The organism is Paenibacillus cucumis (ex Kampfer et al. 2016) (assembly GCF_019748695.1).
Classification (GTDB): Bacteria; Bacillota; Bacilli; order Paenibacillales; family Paenibacillaceae; genus Paenibacillus; species Paenibacillus polysaccharolyticus.
Map to the genome: position 1 here is coordinate 64,970 of NZ_JACLIC010000045.1, position 19,458 is coordinate 84,427.

Below are 19,458 nucleotides of genomic sequence, written 5' to 3' on the forward strand. Positions count from 1 at the left end.
ATTTAATGTAAATATATGTTTTGTTTGAATGAACTCCGGTGTTTAGCTTATTTAAGCTATACATATACAAAAAATTGAATGGAGGTTTTTTCAATGAAACAATTCAATCTCGAAGCATTAGCAGCAATCGAGGACATCAGTGATGATGAACTGATGGTGGTTACAGGGGCGTTAGCCGCAATTGAGGATAAGAAAAGCGGCGGTGTATTTTGCACAGTGAGCCATGAGTGCCATTATAATTCTGTTTCACCTTCTTCCTGGTTGACTTGTTGTTAATTCTGCTTCGATTTTCTTCAAGCACATAGCTGATCTCAGTTATGTGCTTGAAGTATTTATATGGCGTTTTCCTGTTTACAACCATTGATTAGAAAGGGAGAGAAAACGATGAGCATACAGGAGCAGTTGAATAACTCCCGCTGGGGTGATGCTTTATATTTGACAGAGAAATACAAGCAGTTTGAACCTGGAGTTGCTGCCGAGCCTTCCGCTCATGGAGCCGCACTATCCTCAAACGATGTAAGAATGAAGTTGTGGCTGGATCAGTTCTTTCAGGATCAAGAGCAATTAGCGGATCGATTCCAGGCTGAATCTATGGAAATGAATAAGGTGAATAGTCTATTTCAAACTCCAGGTTTCCAGTACGCGTTTACAGATATGGGCTGGCATCAGGAGCTTCGGAAAACGTTTCTTGAGAATGAGCATGAGGATATTACATATTTCATCGAGGGCAATACAGAGGAAATCCCTTTTTTTGAATTTTCACAACCTTTTCTGCAACGATCTATTCAGATCATGACAGAAGGTCTGTCAGAAGGATATGAGTGGCTGGATCGGCGCCGTGTCATCGGGCTTGTACTGAAGACTGTCTCGGATAAAGTGTTTCACTTGTCTGCGAAGACACTCATCTATGAACTAAATAAAGCTCGGCTCCAGGAGGAGTTGATAGGTGAAGATTCCCGGCAGAGGTATTTGCATTTTGTAAGCGAGAAAATTCAGTCCAGAGAACAAATTCTCAACCTGTTACTGGAATATCCGGTTCTTGCCCGAGGCATTGCCGAGCACACGTTGCGGATCAATCAGAATATGATTCGGGTTCTGGAGCGATTGACGGCCGACCGTCATGAACTGGAATCTTTGTTTGATTTTACACTGGACAGGCTGGAGGATATCGTATTTCTGGGAGATTCCCATAATGGCGGAGCCAGCGTGCTGCGGTTGAAATTTACCGGGGACGTTAATGTCATGTACAAGCCGAGAGACATGGCAATTGATACTGCATTTGCTGGTATACTACAGTGGTTTAATGAACAGGAGATTGGATTGCCTTTCCGGATTACCAAAACGCTGGACCGTTCCGAGTATGGCTGGCAGCAATATATTTCTTACGAGGAAGTAACCCTTCACGAAGAGGCAGAACGCTTTTTTGAGAGACAGGGACAATATTTAGCGATTCTATATGCATTAAACGCAACGGATATGCACATGGAAAATATCGTTGCCCAAGGAGAGCATCCGTTCTTCGTTGATCTGGAGTCTTTGCTGCACAATCAACCCTTCAAGTATATGGATGAGAAGGAGCAATATACGGCACTGGAGAAGACCCTTTCGATATTGAATGATTCCGTATTAAAAACAAGCATGCTCCCTACGCTGGACTCCAACGCCTTGTATCATAGCGATCTGAGCGGGCTTGCCGGAGATGTGGAACAGATTCTCAATACCTACGAGGTTCACGATAAAAACACAGATATGATGAGGATCAAACGAAGCAAGATTGCTGTAAGTCGGTTCAGTCACCTGCCTTCTTACAATCAATCGCCGATACAACCCGAACGCCATATTCATCGTTTGAAAGAAGGGTTTTATCGCACTTATCGTTCCATCATGGAGCAAAAAGACCGTTTCATCATGGCGGTACGCCACCATTTTCATGGATGTGCTGTGCGGACGATCGTTCGGCCGACGGTGACCTATTTTACATTAATCGAAGCCAGCTCCCATCCTAAATATTTACGCAATGGGCTGGACAAAAGCCTGCTGTTTGACATGATGTGGGCCATCGTCCGGCAGGATCGTAACCGTGAGAAACTGGTCAGCTATGAATGCCATGATCTGTTGCACGGAGATGTACCTATGTTCAAAACGTTGATTGGTGAGAAGGTGCTGTTTCATCATTCGGATAATGAAGCCATTGAAGGTGTATATGACTCGGATATCTTGACCCAGACGGAGACGAAGGTTCGGGCCATGAATGAAGATGATATGGATATGCAGTGGGAATTTACGGAACGCACACTGCAAACGAAGTATGTACTGGAGCGCTCATTCGCTATGGAGAAGAGTACAGAGCGTGTAAGGCCAGAGGCGTTGAATGGGCATCCAATCTCCACGACCCGAGCCGATTATTTACGTGAAGCCGTAAGAATTGGTGATTATATTAAGGATATCGCTATTACGGGAGATGAGGGTAGCACCGTATCCTGGATCAGCATGGGCATGGACGCGGACGAGAAACTAATCTATAAATCCTCGGAACTGGGTCTATACAATGGGGTCACGGGCATCGCTTATTTCTATCTTTATCTAGGTCAAGAGACAGGTGACGGGAAGTATACAGAGATGGTCGATTTTTGTATCCAGACGGCCTGGGAGATGATTCGCAAAAACATGGACAGAAATATCTCTTTGTTTACAGGTTACGGATCACTTCTCTATTTGTTAGTGCATAAAGCGAAGGTATACTCCCAGCAGGATGTTCACCCGGAACTGCTCGAACTGCTGGATATACTGGATGAGATGATCGAGGAAGATGAGCGGCTGGATGTCATCTCAGGTTGTGCAGGCACATTAATGGCATGCGTGGATTTGTATACGATGTTCCACCTGCCTAAGGCACTGGACATAGCTACAAGATGCGCAGATCGTCTGCTTAAGCTGGCTGGGCCGATGGAACAAGGCTTGGCATGGGTGACATCGGCGATCAATAAAGTGCCCCTTAGCGGCATTGCACATGGAAACGCAGGCATATGTCTGAGTCTTGCCCATCTGTACCGTGTTACAGGTCACGAACCTTATTTTGAAGCTTGTTTGGAAGGAATTAAATATGAGGAATCGATCTACAGTTCCGAGGTGAATAACTGGAAGGATCTCCGGTTCACGGATGGCAATATGTCGGAAGAACATTATGTCATGTATTGGTGTAATGGTGCACCCGGTTTGGGTATTGCCCGGGTAGGAACAGCACAGGAATTAAGCTTCCGCGGGCCTATAGATGTGCTGGAAAAAGACATTCGCCGAGCGGTGACCAAGACCATGGAAGATGGTTTCACAGAAGTCAGTTATTCACTATGTCACGGAGATATGGGGAATTTGGAGCTGATCTTGCTCGCAGCCGACTATTGGCAGGATGAAACGTTAGAAGCATACGCTTATCAAATGGCTGATTATATCATGACCAAGGTTAGAGAGGATAACGGTCACTGGAGATGCGGCATTCCGAGTCGTCAACAAATACCAGGACTTATGCTGGGGCTGGCCGGAATCGGATACCAGTTACTGCGGTTGTATAATCGGACACTGCCTTCGGTACTTATGATGGAAGGGCCGGTAAGTCATGAACTGAAGGATGTAGAGCAGGTCACGCAGCAGGATAGAGTGGAGATGGCTTTTACCAGACAGCAGGAGTATACGGCAGAGCCGTCATCTGAACCGGGACAGCATTATGCCTAAACGTTCAGTATTTAGCCGTCTGCGTGGCAAGGCACAGCGAAAAATTCCTGTTAAATTGCAAATGAATCAATACGACTGCGGGCCCAGTTGTTTGCATATGTTGCTTGCGTACTACGGCTATGAAGCCGATTTTACCGATCTGAAGGAACGATTTGCCATGCTGGGGAGCGGTCGTGACGGAAGTTCCATGTTGAAAATGAAGGAGGTAGCCGAAACCTACCATCTGAAAGGTGTAGCCAAAAAGGCACCTGTGCCTTCACTCAGTAATGATTTCTTGCCGGTCATCTGTTTCTGGGAGCAACGACATTTTATTGTGCTTGAGGAGATTAAGGCTGGTAAGTTATATACCATTGTTGATCCTGCCATGGGGAGAATGACGATCACTAAACAGGAGTTCGAAGAGAAATATTCAGGTATTTTTCTGCTGGTATACCCGGATGAGGGGTTTGTCCCTTTTTCAGAAAAAAAGATGAGTAAAGTAGCGTATTTCAAAGATTTGATTCGCAGCAACAAAAAGTATTTTGTATGGGCCGTATTGCTTGCCCTGGGATTACAGCTTGTATCGGTGCTTTTTCCGTTCCTGATGCAGGTTTCGATTGATGCGGTAACGGGCAATGAGGGATACTCCATTTTTCCCGTGTTGATCACCAGTGTGGCCTTGTTAACCTTGTTTCAGATCGGTTTTGGATATGTGAAGGATATGTGTATCGTGCGCCTTCAGGAAGTGCTGGATTCGCAGTTAACCACCAGTTTTGTGTCCCACATGTTGAAGCTCCCGTATCAATATTTTGAGATTCGCTCTCGCGGAGATCTGATGATGCGAGTCAACAGCAATGTTACCATCCGGGAAATTTTGTCGCAAAAAATGATTTCCACGTTCATCAATTTATTTTTAATTGTGGTGACGTTTACCTACATTGTCATTCAATCACGCATCATTGCGTTCACGTTGCTAGGTATAGGAATAACACAGGTTCTTATTTTTGTATACACGCGCAGCAGGTTCAAAAAACTGACGCAAACTCAGATTGTAGCTCAGAGCTTGGCAGGATCTTTTATGACCGAAGTGTTAGAAGGGATTTCAACAATTAAATCTCTAGGTATCGAGCAGCGCACGGAAGAAAAATGGCGGGAGTTATTCAAACGCCAGCTTGCCACGGTGAAGGAAAAGGCTATTTTTCAAACTCGAGTTAACACGATAACCAATACTTTGAATTTTATGACACCGATGCTCATTTTGCTCGTGGGTTTGTACCAGATTATGCAGGGCAACATGACGTTAGGTATGCTTGTTTCATTCCAGTCTCTGGCTGCACTTTTTTTGGGGCCGCTTAATTCACTTGCCTTGATGCTGAATGAGTTCGTAATGGCGGATGCGTTGCTGGATCGGATTTATGATGTGATTTTGGCAGAAAAGGGTCGGTCTTTTCAGAAGAAACCAACGGAGATGGTGCATGTTGCCGAGCTTCAGGGTGATATTACGATTGACCATGTGAGCTTCAAATATACGGAGTACAGTAGTCCTGTGCTTAATGACATTAGTATGACCATTAAAGCAGGACAGAAGGTGGCTCTCGTTGGCAGATCAGGCTCTGGTAAAAGTACTCTCGCTAAATTGCTAGTGGGGTTGTACACCCCTACACAAGGAAATATTTATTTCGATGGCATTCATGCGGAGGAATTAGATCCTCAACATATTCGTGATCAAGTCAGCATCGTTCTTCAGGATAACTTCGTGTTTAACAATACCGTTTACGATAACATCAAGCTGCATGCGGAAGAAGCAACTGCAGAAGAGGTGATGTTTGCTGCAAAACTTGCCGATATTCATGCAGATATCGAACGCATGCCGATGAAATATAACACGTTAATTTCGGAGGCAGGCTCTAATCTGTCCGGGGGACAGAAACAACGGGTAGCTCTTGCGCGGGCGCTTGTGAGCAGGCCCAAAATTCTGCTTTTGGATGAAGCAACCAGTGCACTGGATACGTTAACGGAATCTACGATTGCCGGGAACTTAAGCATGTTGAAATGTACGCAAATTATTATTGCTCACAGGCTGAGCACAATTCGAAATGCCGACACGATCTATGTGCTGGATCAGGGAGAACTTGTCGATGCGGGAACACATGAAGAGCTGGTTACAAGGTGTAACGCGTATCAGAGACTCGTAGGAGAGCAGCTGAACGAGGCCCAGCTCAGACAATATGGATAGAGCATGTTATTTATGAGGGTGTCTCTGCTTCGCTGGGCCTGGATAAGAGGTGTGTCATTTATAATCAAGCTTTCTTTTTGACACCAGCCGGTGTCCGGAAGAAAGTTTTTTTTATTTTTATATGGAAAAAGTTAGGGCCTAAATGGTACAGCAGTCTTAGAAGCGGGTAATATACACCCAAATATAGGCATGAATCAACTAGGAGAAAAGTTTCAGGAAAACGCTCCTGTGAGCGGATGTGTCTTATGTTGATTTTGTACTATGATGCATGTAACAGGTGAAGGGGGCGCTCTTTACTTACACAGGTTTGAGCCAAAAGGGGGAATTGCTATTCCGCGCACAAAATGGATGAGAAGTTCATTCGCACTGATGATGGTGTTCACTATATTGCTGGGAGGGTGTCAGAAGATGACAGAGAGTGAAAAACAGGCGTTGTACCAGGAAGCTGAGAAGGTTGTGGTGCAGCACTTCAAAGAAAAGTTTGAACTGGATGTGGTCGTTACGAGCAAGGAACTGCTGCCAGAGATGGCGATGTCGCAGATCGGACTGAAGGGGCATGTGAAGGATCATGACGATCAGACCTTTGGCATATCGTACGATTACAAGAAAAAAATCACCAAAAATCTCGTGATTAGTCCCGAGCTCGAGGAAGTCATTAAAGCTAAAGGACATGATCCATACGCCAAATAAAAGGGGAGGTGCAGTGATTGAGTAACGGCAGGAACATTGATGATGAAACGTACAAAACCTTATCGGAGTTAGCCTATCAGGATCAAAAGGCAGGTGACCGTCTGACGGAGCTTCCCGGCTGGCAAGTACTGGAGGGCACAGAGAGCAATAAATTTTCCGGCTTCGATGCCGTAACGTTTTATAATCCGGAGACCAAGGAGGCAGTCATTGCCTATCGGGGAACCGAGGGGAGTGCCTCTCTGGACCGCTCGGTGCCTGATTTCGTGATGGATGCACGCATCGGGGGCGGAGAGTTGATCCGCAAAGGGCAACAAGACACGGCACAATTTGTAGACAACCTGACACCGGATTGGCTCGATAGAGGCGTTCAGAATATCAAAGATTCCACAGGTATTTCCAAAGTGGAGAACTGGGCTGGCGACAGGGTAAGAGATGTACAAAACTGGACGGGCGATCGCGTAAAGGATATCGAAAAGACCTATTCGCCTACGGGCTGGGCTAACCAGATGTATCAGTCGGAAGATTATGCGAACCATATGAAAGAAAAGTATGGCGATCTGAATTTCTCTCTGACAGGACATTCTCTCGGAGGTGGGGATGCGCAGTATGCTTCCGCTTATACAGGTCTTCCTGCGGTTACATTCAGTGCACCTTCAGTAATGGGCAACCTGACTCCTGAGATGCGTCGGCGGGTTGAGGCCGGCGAGTTGGATGGGCAAGTAACGAACTATGCGAGTCCGGGCGATCTGGTCGCTAGCGGAACGTTAGGCGGATATGATCGTCATGTAGGTTCTACGTATTATATTGATTCGAATTACGCAGATGCCAATAATGGTGTAAGTCTGATTGATAAAATCAAGAATACATTTGGCGGAGAAAACTACCACAGCCTGGATCAGTATAACTTCAAAAATGGTTACATTTCCAACGAGTTGTATGATCCGATCACGGGTGAGCGGGTTCGTTATTCGCCACGACTTATGGAGAATCTGGGACCGCTGAGCAAAGCGGTAGGTCCGATGGGGCTGAGAGGCGGTGCCGGCAGAGGAGCGGCTGCGGCGCTGGGATCTGGTCTAATCCAGGTTACCCCGGAGGAACTGAAAAGTGTGGCTTCCCGCTGGAAACAAAATGCCCAGCAGTGCAATGCCGAGTTGAATCAGGTGCGGACACGTATGGCTCAGTATTTACATACAAGCCGTAGCCGCAGACTGGAGCCCATTGTGACTCACTTGGATGCGTCTATCCAGGAGCTGAGCACATGGCATATGAAGCATACGAGCCAGTTCCTGAACTTTATTGAGGAAAAGGCGGAGGCTTTCCGGCAAGCGGATGAGAGTCCGGTACATTTTAACTAGTTATAAATGACAGGCTGGAGAGATAGCATTGAGTATTCAAGGTGAGAACGTGCACTGAGGGGGAGGGAACCAAGGATGAGCGGACAATTGCTGGTGGAATTGAATGACCTGCGGATTGCGGAAAAAGAGCTGTCACAGCTACTGGTTCGCATGCAAGCGGATGAGCAGGAGGCAAGGGCGCTGTACAGCCGTCTGAACGATTGGAAAGGACAATCTGCGGATCATACGAGGCAACAGATTGAAGAATTTTTCGCAGGTCTCGCCAAGCGTATCCAATCCATCGAGATGCAGAAGAAAAGTCTGATCCAGTATATTGAATTTATGATTCAAACGGATCAGCAACGTTAATATGCAACGGTGTGCCATATTGCGGATGGCGCATGTAGCGTGCACGGCAAGTCATCAGGATTCTAGATATGAGTTAACCAAAAAAGGAGTTTGTAGCAAACGGGATAACCCCGTATATGCTGCAAACTCCTTTTTGCATCTTTTTACAATGATCTCCTCGGGTGACCCCGGGTAAGAGAACTGCAGATTAACGTTTTTTGCGGCGAGTAGCCAGTGCGATGCCCAGGAAGGACATGATCAGAGCCAGAATCGATACGATTAACGTTGCTTGTTGTAGCTTCAACGTACCTGCATCGGAATCTGTGTTGTTCGGTTGACCTGTTACCGTATCGGAGAGAGCATCGCCGAGAGTGGTGTCATCATTTCCTTTTTTGCCATCAGTCGCAGTGTCAGAAGCTTTGTCACCTGTCGCGGTGCCAGCAGTACCTGCACTGTCATGCCCATTACTTGCTCCACCTGCACTATGGTGGTCGCCGCCTGTTGCGGCATTACCGGCAGCTGCCGGATCTTCGCTGATGGTTGTGATGCTGTGAGGAGAGTTTGCCCCCGGCTGGCCTGTCCACTCTACAATGCTGCCATCACTGTAATATTGGAAGGCATCCCATGCCACTTCTGTTTCTGTCTTTGGGTTCTGTGCAACAAAGTTAAACTGTTGGAACTGTCCAGCCAGAATCCCTTGGTTATCTCCATCAATCTCCCAAGTGATCGAGGTTACTTCTTTAGAATCATTTTTCTCAGTTGTGATCTTCCATCCAGACAGTGGCTGATATTGCTTAAATGCAACACCCTCTGGAATTTTGAGTGTGATTTTAGTTGTTGGCAACTCTTTCTCAGACGGTATTTTAATCGTATATGTCTGCCATGCACTCGTTTGTGCGACGGACGGATTTACCGTGACGTGAGCGCTGGCCAAACCGGAGAACAGCAGGAATGCTGCTGCACCTGTTGCCATAGCAGATGTTAATTTGGATACCCATGATGTCTTTTTCAAAATGATAACCCCTCTCATTCTTTCTTATGCAATCGTTGTTAAATACACTTCACTCTTTTAAAAATGGTTTCGTTGTTTACTACTTTGCTGCCTCAATCTTGAACTCGGCATCGAGGGCATCAAGTGACCGAGTTAACGCGTGGACTTGGATACTCCACTTGCCCGGCATAGAGATGTAGTCCTCCGCCTTGTATACGCCCGTATCGTTCTTCGGAATGGTGATCTCATAGATACCCATATCCATATCCAGATGGATCAGAGACAACGTCACCTGTTCGAGATCTTTGACGATACTGCCATCCGCTCGCTTTATGCTGACTTCGAACTGATTTTCTCCCACTACGTTTGGGCTTACCTGGAGTGTTATCACGGAGCCATCATCTGTCGTTTGTGTGCCCTTATAAGGACCGACGGGTGCTGGCTGACCTGGAGACAGATGTGTCAGTACAGCCGCGAGCGCAAGAATGATGGCACCTGTAACCAGTTCAGCCTTTAGACTGCCAGACAACTGCTTACCTGTAGCGGCTCTTGCTCGATTGGCATGTATCAGCGCGAAACCGATCATCACGATAAGTAGCAGAATTTTACCGATCAGAACCAGGCCATATGCTGTTGTGAATAAAGAGTTCAGTAGCGGTGCGGGCAGGATGACCAGACTGCCATAGATACCCGTAGCGATCAAAACGGCTACAGCACCGATACCCCAAACGGTAAATCTCCTTATCGCTGCCCAGTAGACTTCGCCTCGCAATTTTGCAGGCAATCGATTGGTGAGTGCAGGCAGACACACTGCCATAGCGGTGAGAGCCCCGATCCAGAATGCAGCAGCGGCAAGATGTACAAAGTCCATGGCTACAGCAAGCACACGTTGCTCTGCGGCAGCAGGATGCCCCGTCATAGCATGGGTAAGCAGCCAGCCTAGAACCAGCACCAATGATCCGTATGAGGACCAGATTCGCACGCGCAGGGATCGATCCAGATCATAACCGGACAGTAGTGTGACTGCAAGCAACATGGCAATCAGCATCTGTAACATCCAGATCTGACCGAAGGAGGTCAGTTTGAGCGCACTGCCTAATAAGGCCCAACTGAATTCGCCGAGATTGACACCTGACTCATAGAGTGTGTTCAGCGGAAGGCTTATTAGTGCGGCAAAGGAAGCAGCAGCATAGCTGATCCAGAGCAATTTGTAGCTACCCGGTGCCTCCATCGGTTCCCGTAGCAGGGAAGCTGGGGCAATTCGGAGTAGCAGGAAGGCGAGCGTACCCAGAATGACGGACAGACCGAGATATTGAATCCAGTCCGTGAATGACACGATCCATTTTAATGGGCCACCGGTGGCACCCGAACCGGATGCCAGATCCTTCAATCCGGCAGGTGCTCCGGTAGGCTCACCGATATGGAACACATACGCTCCAGAGATTGGATGACCATCGGCGGATACGGCCTTCCAATTGACGAGATATGTCCCGTCAGCAAGGCCAGGCTTCAGACCCGTTTCCAGAATGTGCGGGCGTTCTGAGTCAATCTGTACGTCACCATTGTCCGCTTGATTTCCGTCAGGTCCGGTAATTTTAATATCATAAAAGGCCGTCTGCAATGATTCATTAAACTCCAACGTCAGCCGCTGCGGTGCAGTAACGAGCAGTTCATTTTCTTCAGGAGACGCCTTCACGATATAAGCATGAGCAGATGCCCATTGCGGCATCACCAGACAGAACACCAGTAACAGACTGGTGAGCAGCGCCCAGTGACGTTTGCTCCAATGCAGGGTTAAGCTTCTTACTCTCAAAAAATCATCACCCTTGGGTTATAGATTTACAATTATCCATAATTCGTCGTTCACACATAATCTATACCATTATAACTTTGTCCAAAATGAAGGCGTATGACTACATAGGGCTATAAAAAATCATGGATTACTGCATATTTGTGACAAATGCTTGAAATGATGCACATTTATAAGTGGTGCTATTACATAACGCATATCAGAAGTAAATCGTTTTGTGGTAGACTTCCCTATTCTATTCGCTCTGAAACATGTTCTATTTACGAGGCTTGCGCCCGGCAAGCCCGCTCTCTAATGCGTAGCGAGTGAGCTGCACCCGGTTCTCCAGCTGTAGCTTCTGCAGAATGTTCTTCAGATGATTCTTGACGGTCTGATCCGAGATGCCGAGCTGTTCGGCTATTTCACGATTGGTGTACCCGGCAGATACCCATTGCAGTATCTCCAATTCGCGAGCGGTTAACGGATTCTCTTGCACATCCTCGCTGCGAGGAGCGGGAAACTCCTGCAATATTCGGTATGCTAGCTCCTTGCTCAGCGGTGCATCGTCACTAACAATGGCGCGAAGGTATTCCAGCCAAGTGGAAGGAGATAAATTTTTGCGTAGATAACCTTGGGCTCCTTGTTTCAATGCTTCAAAGAGGTAAGTGACATCATCCGATACGGTGACCATTACGATCATGACGTATGGGAAACGCAGTTTAATCTGCCTTGTTGCTTCGAGTCCATCCATATCGGGCATCTGCACATCCATCAAAATCAGGTCAGGCATCCAATGTTCGGTTAGCTCAATCGCTTCCTGCCCATTTTTGGCTGTGCCAATGACTTCAAACAGGCTATCTTCGGATAAAATGGTGCATATCGCCTCACGCGCATGTGCGTGATCGTCAACAACCAGTACACGTACCAGTTCCATCAAGTCTGCCCCTTTCCAATGATCATTTGTGTATTACCTGGTGTCGAATCAAGCTGGAATGTCCACCCCATCTGCTCGGCTCGTTCTTTTGTGATTCGTAAACCGTACCGGTCCTTAAACAGCATCGGATCGCCTTGAATTCCAGTACCGTTGTCACGGATATGAACAGACCAGTTAGAGGCATTGCCTTTAGTGTAAACTTCCACTTTGGTGGCATGGGCATGTTTGCGTACGTTAAGCAGTGCTTCCCGAATACAAGCAAGCAGTTCTACCTGCTCTTTGGCCGAGAAGGAAACTTCGGTCAGATTCCATTCTATATCTGCTTCTGGAACGGTATCACTCACGATGGATTCGACCTGAGCTTGCAAAGCAACGGCTTCAGGATCAGCAACAGGTGAAGGTACATAACGCAACTGAGCAATAGCTTGCCTTACATATGTATTGACTTCGTGCACGGTTTTTTGAATCTCGCGCAGATCCTGCTCATGGCTGGTGCCTGCAAGACTGCGTCCTGCTTTGTCGGTCTTTACCGAGAGCAGGAATAGCGATTGTGAAATGCCGTCATGCAGTTCCCGGGCAAGCTGGTCACGCGCCTCAAGCGCCGTTTTGGATGCTCGCTCTTGTTCGAGGGCAGCTCGGGCCCCTTCTAACATCAGGAACAAACGGCTTAGCAGTGTCACGCTGACAAGATATACAATTACAGGTGTCAACCAGTTTCCGGCATCCATCGATAGATACGGCATCAGAAACTGATGGCGAATATATTCCCACAGTCCCACGGTGATGGTGGGAATTAGCAGGATCATCCATTTGATCTGTTTATAGGACATATATACATAACTCCTTTTAAGGGCTGGATACATCATACTGTAGCAGGTTGTACCTTTTCCACAATGAGGGGAATGGGATCATTATAACGCAACCTTGTCCAAGACCCTAGTCCGGGCTGTTTACAGGAAATGGGGGAGCATCATGGAGTATTTAGAAGGATATCTAAGAACACAGAGGGGTGAAATACTGTCACGCTAGGTGAGGGTTGATGTGCTCTGCTCAGGAGGGCTCTGCCCGTTTTCGCTATGAGGGAAGGTCCTCTATACTTATATAGAACGCAAAATCATTACAAAACATGTTAAGGAGTGACGCAGCAACATGAGTCAAGAAGTATTGGAACGTCGCAGTGAATTGCTCAAGAAGAACATTCACCAGATGCTTGTTCAAGACAATCAGCACGGGATCAGTCGCCAAGACAACATGTTTTTGCAACAGATGATCAAAGAGTTGCATCAGACCTCGCATGAACTGAATACGATGAGTAACGAAGAGTCTTCACAAGACTGAACAGGCCCCTGATGCATTCGATGAATCAAATTACACTTCACATCACGATGAAAAATGAAAATGGCGCTATCCCTCATGGGATAGCGCTTTGGCGTTTATGCATATATCAGACTACTGCAATAGTTGATGAGCCGCTCGTTTCTCGATATACCGAATGAACAACTCCGCGAGTTCCGGGTCAAATTGCGTACCTGAACATGCCCGCAACTCCTCTATGGCCTCATCCACATTTTTGGTTTTCTGATAAGGTCGCTCGGTGGTCATGGCATCAAAGGAATCGATCACGGTCAGCATCCGGCACAGCTTAGGAATTTCATGACCCTTCAGGCCGTAAGGATAGCCATGGCCGTCATAGCGCTCATGATGCAATTCAATATACGGAATCAGATCGGCGAAGCGATCATTTGTCATCACCATTTTTTTGCCCCAAGTCACATGACCCTTGATGGTATCCCATTCCTCGCATGTCAGCTTTTCTCTTTTGTTCAATATAGACCAGGGGATCTCCAGCTTGCCAATATCGTGAATCAGCGCCCCAAGCACGAAACGCCGCTTTTCTGCATTGTCTAGTTTGAGCACTTCGCTAATATCGAGCGCGTATTTATAGACCCGTTTGGAATGTTTGAACGTATCCATATCCTTGTATTGAAACAGGTTCAGCTGTTGCTCGATGTCGCGGACGTCTTGAACCAGATCAATCTCGTGCTCCATACCGTCATTGCTACCATAGCGATGTACGTTGTTTTTGCCTTGCTTTTTGGCGTAGTAAAGCGCTTTGTCCGCCTGATCCACCAGTTGAGACTTGTTATACATATCCACTTGGTATGCAGCAATTCCGGCAGAGAAAGAGAGACAGCCATGCGGTAATACCTCTACTCCTTCAAAGGGGGTATCATTCAGCTGTTTGCGTAACTTATTCATAAATCTGTAAGACTCATCGAGTTCCATGCCTGGCATGAGCAACGTGAATTCTTCTCCACCATATCGAAAAGCGGTAACGGATGTGCCTTCGGTTTTGCGAATGAGAAAATCCCCAAGCAACGCCAGCAGACTATCACCTTGAAGGTGACCAAACTGATCATTATATTTTTTGAAATCATCAATATCAAGCAATCCCAGACAGAGGGGCGTTCCTTGCGTACGAGCTTTGTTTAGCTCCGTTTCCAGCATGCTCTCGAAATAGCTATGGTTGAACAATCCTGTACGCTGATCCGAGTTTGCCTTTTCTTCAATGGACTGGTACATGATGAACAGTTGCTTGAACGCATGAGATAACAAGATGCTGAGGCTGAGATATAAAAATAGACCAAGCACACCGTTATGTACAACCAGAATGGTGAGCACAAGCGCCAAAATAAGTGTACAGAGGTAGACCAGGAGGGATTCGGTTACGAATGCCCGTTTCATCTGCTGTAATGCATCTTTGGTTGAAAAATGAAAGAACAATCCTAGCGTAATGGTATTAATAATAAAATAGGCAGCCAGCGCTGCAACATATGGAATCAGGTTGTAACTATCAATCGCTCCGACCTGACCACCTGTCCATTCGAACACAGTGGCGGCTCCGGTGATCATGAGACTATAGATACTGAAATTGACAACATGTTTCCACCAGGCAAGCTTGCGGTCTTTAATTAATAAAATGATAGAAATCGGCAACAACACCGAGAGGCTGAATGCCCCGCCAAACATAAATATGCAGGCCAGATACACAGAGGAATCCATCGATTGCTGGTTACCCTTCGGGGGAATCTGGAACGTAAAATAGTCGAGGATGAGCGCTGCTCCCAGCATGGTATAAACCATGACCCAATCGGTTGTAGTCAGATGTACATAAGACCACTGGTTCATATAGATAAAAACGCCAACCCCGGTGCAGCTAAGCAAAACAACATACATCATGCTTCGATCTGCTTTGCGGAAAAGGTTACGAATAAAGTTCATAGAAAATCTCCTGCTTGGATTTAGTCAACTCGTGATGTTAGGTATAAACGAAAGGTGCAGTATCACGACATCTTATAAAGATAACAGACTCCTGCTCGATGCATTTATATTGGTTATTGTTGTATAGGTATATACTATATATTTTTTAACATAACAAGTTCGCTTCCAAAAATCCAGCAAGAAAAAACAGGCCGCTCGCAGCCTGTTTGTCTGGTGTGGCAGCAGAACCTAACCGCCAAGCTTGTATCCCGAAGTAAGTGCTACAACGACAGACGCTACGATGATGGCGTTGATAACAATGCGGGAATATTTAATACCCTCGAATTTCTTCATGGAAAAGACCTCCCTTCCTTGGAGTCTGGTCCGATGCTCACCCAATTCTCACTGGGCTTGATATGTTTCTGCGGACGATATATCTTCTTTGCCCCGATTCACCATCATGTACTGGATAAACAGGAATATGCCAACATTCATCACGACATCACCAATGCTGATGACCTGTGTTCGTGGGTATGGACTCGATAGCGGGATGATGTCGCCGAGAAAGGCAAGATGGGTTGATGCGTCCATCATATAATGCTTGGATACGGCGGTGCCTTCCTGAAGCAGATCGACATAATAAGGCCCGAGCACAGCAGAAGCTTCAACGGAGACGGGCATGCGACCACCATTAAAAGCCATCACGATGAAGTTGAGAAACACCCCGATCCAGATCAGCGTGAACCCCCGATGATGTCTGTTGAGCCATAAAAAGATGAGGCCGGTGATATAAACAGCGACAAACAGATAACCATTAATGGATGCTACCCAGCTCAACCGCTCCTGCATATAGAAAATGCCAAACTGGAAGAGTAACAGTAGAGGGAAGATCCAGCCGCCGCGTAGCTGGAGTGTTGCAAACTGGTTGAGCCCATAGCGGACCCCACCCCTGAATAGACCAACAATCAAGCCGATCAGAATACCGTCGTATACCATGATTAACCCCTGTTCTTGCGGACGTGCGCAACGATACTTGCGTGTTTGTGTACATAAGAAATTCGACCTGATATTGGCAATTCCTGCATGGTCAAAATGATTTTTAAGAAGAATTTTGTAAATGCATATATAAAAGCCGTCTTCCCGAAAAATAGAGGTCGAAACCTGAATCCGAATCGGTGAAGACGGCTTTATATTTTGCTAAAAAATGATCATTTCAGTCAAGTGTTTATCTAGGGCGATATTTACTCGGAACCACCATTCAAGTAATTAAAGAAAGGCTGATCCACCCAGAAGTTGTATGAGGTGATGTCTGCTTCAGGAGCCAGCTTGCGGAATCCTTCCTGAATAGCCTTGGCATTTTCTTTAAGTGAGAAAGATTGGGCATAATAATGACCAAGCGTAATTTTGTTGTTTGTAATCACTGGGAAATTAGCCAGTGCGGTTGGTGAGTAATACAGCGGCTGCCACCAGGAGTTGATGATCAGTGGAGATTGGCTGTTGCTGTTCTTTTTAGCAAATTTCAGAACGATATCGTTGAAACGGGCTTTGTCCGCCGTGTTGTTAAATTCAAACTGAATGTCATATTCCTTCGCATAAGCGATGTAATTGCCATTCTCAATCTGCGTAACTTTGTAATCTGGTGTTTCTTTCGGCTCGCCCCACTCTTTCAAATAGATAAAAGCAGATGTCTTCGGCTGGAATTGTACATCGGCATCGATGCCTTCGCTACGAAGCAGGCCAATCAGCTGTACTGCATGATTGATGCTGTCATGACCATAAGTTAACGTCAGTTCATCGATAAAGTTGGAGTCGAAACGGCTATCCTTCAGGTTGTAACCTGTAACGAGATCCTCACGTAGCGCCTGATCTACAATCTTTCTCAGTTCCGGAGCTTCAATCAGATCTGCCGTGCGATATGCAGCATAGAGCTTGGAGTAGATATCTGCATCATTGGAGCGTCCGATTTCATTTTTATATTTACCTTGGCTGATCAACACACGTCCAAGCAAAATGTTCGCTGCATCCTTGCTTGCTGCGCCGCCCTTAACCAGAGCGGGATACAGACTCTCCGGAACAAGTCCTGTATCAATGGCCGCGGCCAGTTCTTGTCCAGCTTGTCCTTGCAAACGATTCGGCTTGATGCCTGCTTTGGTAAGGGCCTTCGCTGTTTTGTCCGCAGGATAGGTGTAAGCGAGTTCTTTGAAACCAGCTGCCTTGACGGCGAGGAATACCGCTGTGTAAATGCTCAGTTGATCTTTCGCACGTACCTCCGTTGTTGATAACACACCGTTGTTGAACAGCGCAACAGCTGCCTCGTAGGCGTCGTCACCCGATTTCAGATCGCTGAAGGCAGGTGCCTTTGTGGCATCCGTACTTGTAGTGGAGGCGGAACTTGCTTGCGTAATGGCTGCTATGGCTTTGATAAAATCACCCTTGGATGATTGCTGTGGCAATTGGACACCGTACTTGGCTTGCAGGAATTGAGCGAAATCTGCTGCACTCTCTGTGTAGCCAGCTGGTGCTTTTGCTGCAGGGGTGTTCACTTGTAGCGTTTTAGGTGCAACTGGCGTTGCGGATGCTGCAGAAGCAGAAGCGGGCAGACTGAGACTGCCGAGGGTTACCGGAGCGGCGAGCAGGGCTGCCAGCGTAATCTGGGTGATCTTTTTCAAATGAAAAGCCTCCTTAGTTGGAAATGATAGGTGAATGAAATATAATCCTGACAAATCCTATCAGAATATAATAATTGGATTGACTTTAGCACGGAGTCGCGCCAAATGTCAACGAAAAAAAGCCAGTTGTAATGCGGTTTCCAGAGTATGGAAACCAGTGTTGTTACGATGATCTTCCATATGAGTGTATACGCTGAAAGTTTTATTGACAAGGATCGACATTATCCGCTAGGATAATAAAAAAGATTATTGAAAAGGGGAATTTTCAAAATGAAAAGAGGTTTATCGTTCGTCTTATCAATTGTTATGTTGTCTATTTTGCTGGCCGCTTGTGGGAAATCAGCTACTAAAGACGAACAATCCGCTCAAGGCGGCGATTCTGAAAAATCCCTGCGAATGGCACTGGTACTTCCTGAAAAAATAGGGGTCAACCCTTTCTTTGTACAAATGGATGAAGGCTTCAAAAAAGCAGGTAAAGAGTTCAAGGTGGATACCAAAACGATTGAATCAACAGACCCTGCAGCATTCGAGCAAAACCTGCGTGCAGCTGTTGCTGAGAATTATGATCTGATTATTACAGCAACGTTCCAGGCAGAAGATGCACTCAAAAAGGTTGCTGCCGAGAATCCAAACAAGTCGTTTGCGATTGTAGACACAGCGATTGATCTGCCTAACGTTCGTAGCGTTGGTTTCCGTGAATATGAAGGAGCGTACCTGCTGGGTGCTGCTGCCGGACTTTCCACGAAAACGGATAAAGTGGGTATGGTCGCTGCAATGGACATTCCTTTGATTAAGAAATATACAGAAGGTTTCAAAGCAGGTCTGGAGTCGGTTAATCCAAAAGCAGAATTCCTGGTGAACTATGTTGGTGGTTTCAATGACCCGGCTAAAGCGAAAGAATTGGCACTGGTGCAATTCGGCAAAGGTGCTGACTTCATCGCAGGTGCATCTGCTGTAGGTGATCTTGGGGTGTTCGAAGCGGCAAAAGAAAAAGGCTTCTACACTTCTGGACAAGATACAGACCGTACAGTAGAAGATCCGGAGCATATCGTACTGTCCCAGTTGAAATCTACGGATACTGTGGCTTATGAGACCGTGAAAGATTTTGCAGAAGGTACATTCAAAGCAGGCGCAGTGAACTACGGCTTGAAAGAAGATGGTGTAGGCCTGACATACGTTACGCGTGACAGTGAGTCTCCATTGAATGCATTTGTTGGTCAAGAGGTTATCGACAAAGTAAAAGCGATCAAGGATGACATCGTATCCGGTAAAATTGTAGTTAAAGATCCATTGCAACAATAGTAAAGATATAAATCACTTCTTATATATGATCTGAAATATTTCATATGAAGAATGAGCAATGAATTGACGGATGTGTAATCCATCTAGTTAGCCGGCTGCCCAACCAGGCAGCCGGTTTTGCTACTGTTACAGTGACCATATATGTTGAACTTAACGTTTACACAATAACGGAGAGGACAGAAGAAACCTGGAGAAG

At 46.4% G+C, this 19,458-nt stretch carries 15 protein-coding genes; 8 read left to right on the forward strand and 7 right to left on the reverse strand.

Annotated elements, in window-relative coordinates; all coding sequences use genetic code 11:
• Window positions 1–93 precede the first annotated feature (93 nt).
• The 6 genes from H7T88_RS24710 to H7T88_RS24735 all read left to right on the forward strand — a co-directional run bounded on the left by H7T88_RS24710 (window position 94) and on the right by H7T88_RS24735 (window position 8,337).
• A complete protein-coding gene (locus H7T88_RS24710) occupies window positions 94–276 on the forward strand; it encodes a type A2 lanthipeptide (RefSeq protein WP_161556976.1) in 183 nt (60 codons plus the stop codon).
• A 108-nt stretch (window positions 277–384) separates the two neighbouring features.
• On the forward strand, window positions 385–3,729 hold the full coding sequence (locus tag H7T88_RS24715) for a type 2 lanthipeptide synthetase LanM family protein (protein WP_221790909.1): 3,345 nt from the start codon (window positions 385–387) through the stop codon (window positions 3,727–3,729).
• The gene (locus H7T88_RS24720; RefSeq protein WP_221790911.1) at window positions 3,722–5,944 is read left to right on the forward strand and encodes a peptidase domain-containing ABC transporter; all 2,223 of its coding nucleotides are present in this window, start codon (window positions 3,722–3,724) and stop codon (window positions 5,942–5,944) included. The genes H7T88_RS24715 and H7T88_RS24720 overlap by 8 nt, the downstream gene beginning before the upstream one ends.
• A 408-nt stretch (window positions 5,945–6,352) precedes the next feature.
• Window positions 6,353–6,634 (forward strand): hypothetical protein, encoded by a 282-nt coding sequence (locus tag H7T88_RS24725; protein ID WP_154891455.1) that lies wholly within the window; start codon window positions 6,353–6,355, stop codon window positions 6,632–6,634.
• 17 nt (window positions 6,635–6,651) lie between these two features.
• Complete coding sequence (locus H7T88_RS24730) at window positions 6,652–7,989, forward strand: Tle-like phospholipase domain-containing protein (RefSeq protein ID WP_186809805.1); 1,338 nt, start codon at window positions 6,652–6,654, stop codon at window positions 7,987–7,989.
• 75 nt (window positions 7,990–8,064) lie between these two features.
• Window positions 8,065–8,337 carry a hypothetical protein gene (locus tag H7T88_RS24735; protein ID WP_090918837.1) on the forward strand — a complete coding sequence of 91 codons (273 nt, stop codon included), beginning with the start codon at window positions 8,065–8,067 and terminating at the stop codon, window positions 8,335–8,337.
• Window positions 8,338–8,524: 187 nt separating this feature from the next.
• Here H7T88_RS24735 and H7T88_RS24740 read toward each other — a convergent pair whose 3' ends face one another.
• The 4 genes from H7T88_RS24740 to H7T88_RS24755 form a co-directional block, all read right to left on the reverse strand.
• On the reverse strand, window positions 8,525–9,328 hold the full coding sequence (locus H7T88_RS24740; RefSeq protein ID WP_253498318.1) for a YcnI family copper-binding membrane protein: 804 nt from the start codon (window positions 9,326–9,328) through the stop codon (window positions 8,525–8,527).
• A 79-nt stretch (window positions 9,329–9,407) separates the two neighbouring features.
• Window positions 9,408–11,120, reverse strand: coding sequence for a copper resistance protein CopC (locus tag H7T88_RS24745; RefSeq protein WP_221790915.1), 1,713 nt, complete (start codon window positions 11,118–11,120; stop codon window positions 9,408–9,410).
• 253 nt (window positions 11,121–11,373) lie between these two features.
• Window positions 11,374–12,030 carry a response regulator gene (locus H7T88_RS24750; RefSeq protein WP_090918831.1) on the reverse strand — a complete coding sequence of 219 codons (657 nt, stop codon included), beginning with the start codon at window positions 12,028–12,030 and terminating at the stop codon, window positions 11,374–11,376.
• Window positions 12,030–12,860, reverse strand: coding sequence for a sensor histidine kinase (locus H7T88_RS24755; protein ID WP_154959998.1), 831 nt, complete (start codon window positions 12,858–12,860; stop codon window positions 12,030–12,032). Before H7T88_RS24755 ends, H7T88_RS24750 begins: the two co-directional genes overlap by 1 nt.
• Before the next feature lie 319 nt (window positions 12,861–13,179).
• On the opposite strand from H7T88_RS24755, the gene H7T88_RS24760 reads away from it, so the two are divergent.
• On the forward strand, window positions 13,180–13,368 hold the full coding sequence (locus H7T88_RS24760) for a hypothetical protein (protein WP_090918827.1): 189 nt from the start codon (window positions 13,180–13,182) through the stop codon (window positions 13,366–13,368).
• 111 nt (window positions 13,369–13,479) lie between these two features.
• Here H7T88_RS24760 and H7T88_RS24765 read toward each other — a convergent pair whose 3' ends face one another.
• The 3 genes from H7T88_RS24765 to H7T88_RS24775 form a co-directional block, all read right to left on the reverse strand.
• On the reverse strand, window positions 13,480–15,312 hold the full coding sequence (locus H7T88_RS24765; protein WP_221790918.1) for a bifunctional diguanylate cyclase/phosphohydrolase: 1,833 nt from the start codon (window positions 15,310–15,312) through the stop codon (window positions 13,480–13,482).
• A gap of 381 nt (window positions 15,313–15,693) precedes the next feature.
• Window positions 15,694–16,287: a DUF5317 domain-containing protein gene (locus H7T88_RS24770; protein ID WP_221790920.1), complete on the reverse strand. Its 594-nt coding sequence runs from the start codon at window positions 16,285–16,287 to the stop codon at window positions 15,694–15,696.
• Window positions 16,288–16,532: 245 nt separating this feature from the next.
• A complete protein-coding gene (locus H7T88_RS24775; RefSeq protein ID WP_221790922.1) occupies window positions 16,533–17,960 on the reverse strand; it encodes a hypothetical protein in 1,428 nt (475 codons plus the stop codon).
• A gap of 270 nt (window positions 17,961–18,230) precedes the next feature.
• Here H7T88_RS24775 and H7T88_RS24780 point away from each other — a divergent pair, with 270 nt between their 5' ends.
• Window positions 18,231–19,262: a BMP family lipoprotein gene (locus H7T88_RS24780; RefSeq protein WP_090918818.1), complete on the forward strand. Its 1,032-nt coding sequence runs from the start codon at window positions 18,231–18,233 to the stop codon at window positions 19,260–19,262.
• Window positions 19,263–19,458 lie beyond the last annotated feature (196 nt).

Coding starts and splice junctions, on each gene's coding strand:
- H7T88_RS24780 (WP_090918818.1), top strand. CDS start 18,231: ATGAAAAGAGGTTTATCGTTCGTCTTATCAATTGTTATGTTGTCTATT.
- H7T88_RS24720 (WP_221790911.1), top strand. CDS start 3,722: ATGCCTAAACGTTCAGTATTTAGCCGTCTGCGTGGCAAGGCACAGCGA.
- H7T88_RS24750 (WP_090918831.1), bottom strand. CDS start 12,030: ATGGAACTGGTACGTGTACTGGTTGTTGACGATCACGCACATGCGCGT.
- H7T88_RS24735 (WP_090918837.1), top strand. CDS start 8,065: ATGAGCGGACAATTGCTGGTGGAATTGAATGACCTGCGGATTGCGGAA.
- H7T88_RS24710 (WP_161556976.1), top strand. CDS start 94: ATGAAACAATTCAATCTCGAAGCATTAGCAGCAATCGAGGACATCAGT.
- H7T88_RS24765 (WP_221790918.1), bottom strand. CDS start 15,312: ATGAACTTTATTCGTAACCTTTTCCGCAAAGCAGATCGAAGCATGATG.
- H7T88_RS24755 (WP_154959998.1), bottom strand. CDS start 12,860: ATGTCCTATAAACAGATCAAATGGATGATCCTGCTAATTCCCACCATC.
- H7T88_RS24760 (WP_090918827.1), top strand. CDS start 13,180: ATGAGTCAAGAAGTATTGGAACGTCGCAGTGAATTGCTCAAGAAGAAC.
- H7T88_RS24770 (WP_221790920.1), bottom strand. CDS start 16,287: ATGGTATACGACGGTATTCTGATCGGCTTGATTGTTGGTCTATTCAGG.
- H7T88_RS24725 (WP_154891455.1), top strand. CDS start 6,353: ATGACAGAGAGTGAAAAACAGGCGTTGTACCAGGAAGCTGAGAAGGTT.
- H7T88_RS24715 (WP_221790909.1), top strand. CDS start 385: ATGAGCATACAGGAGCAGTTGAATAACTCCCGCTGGGGTGATGCTTTA.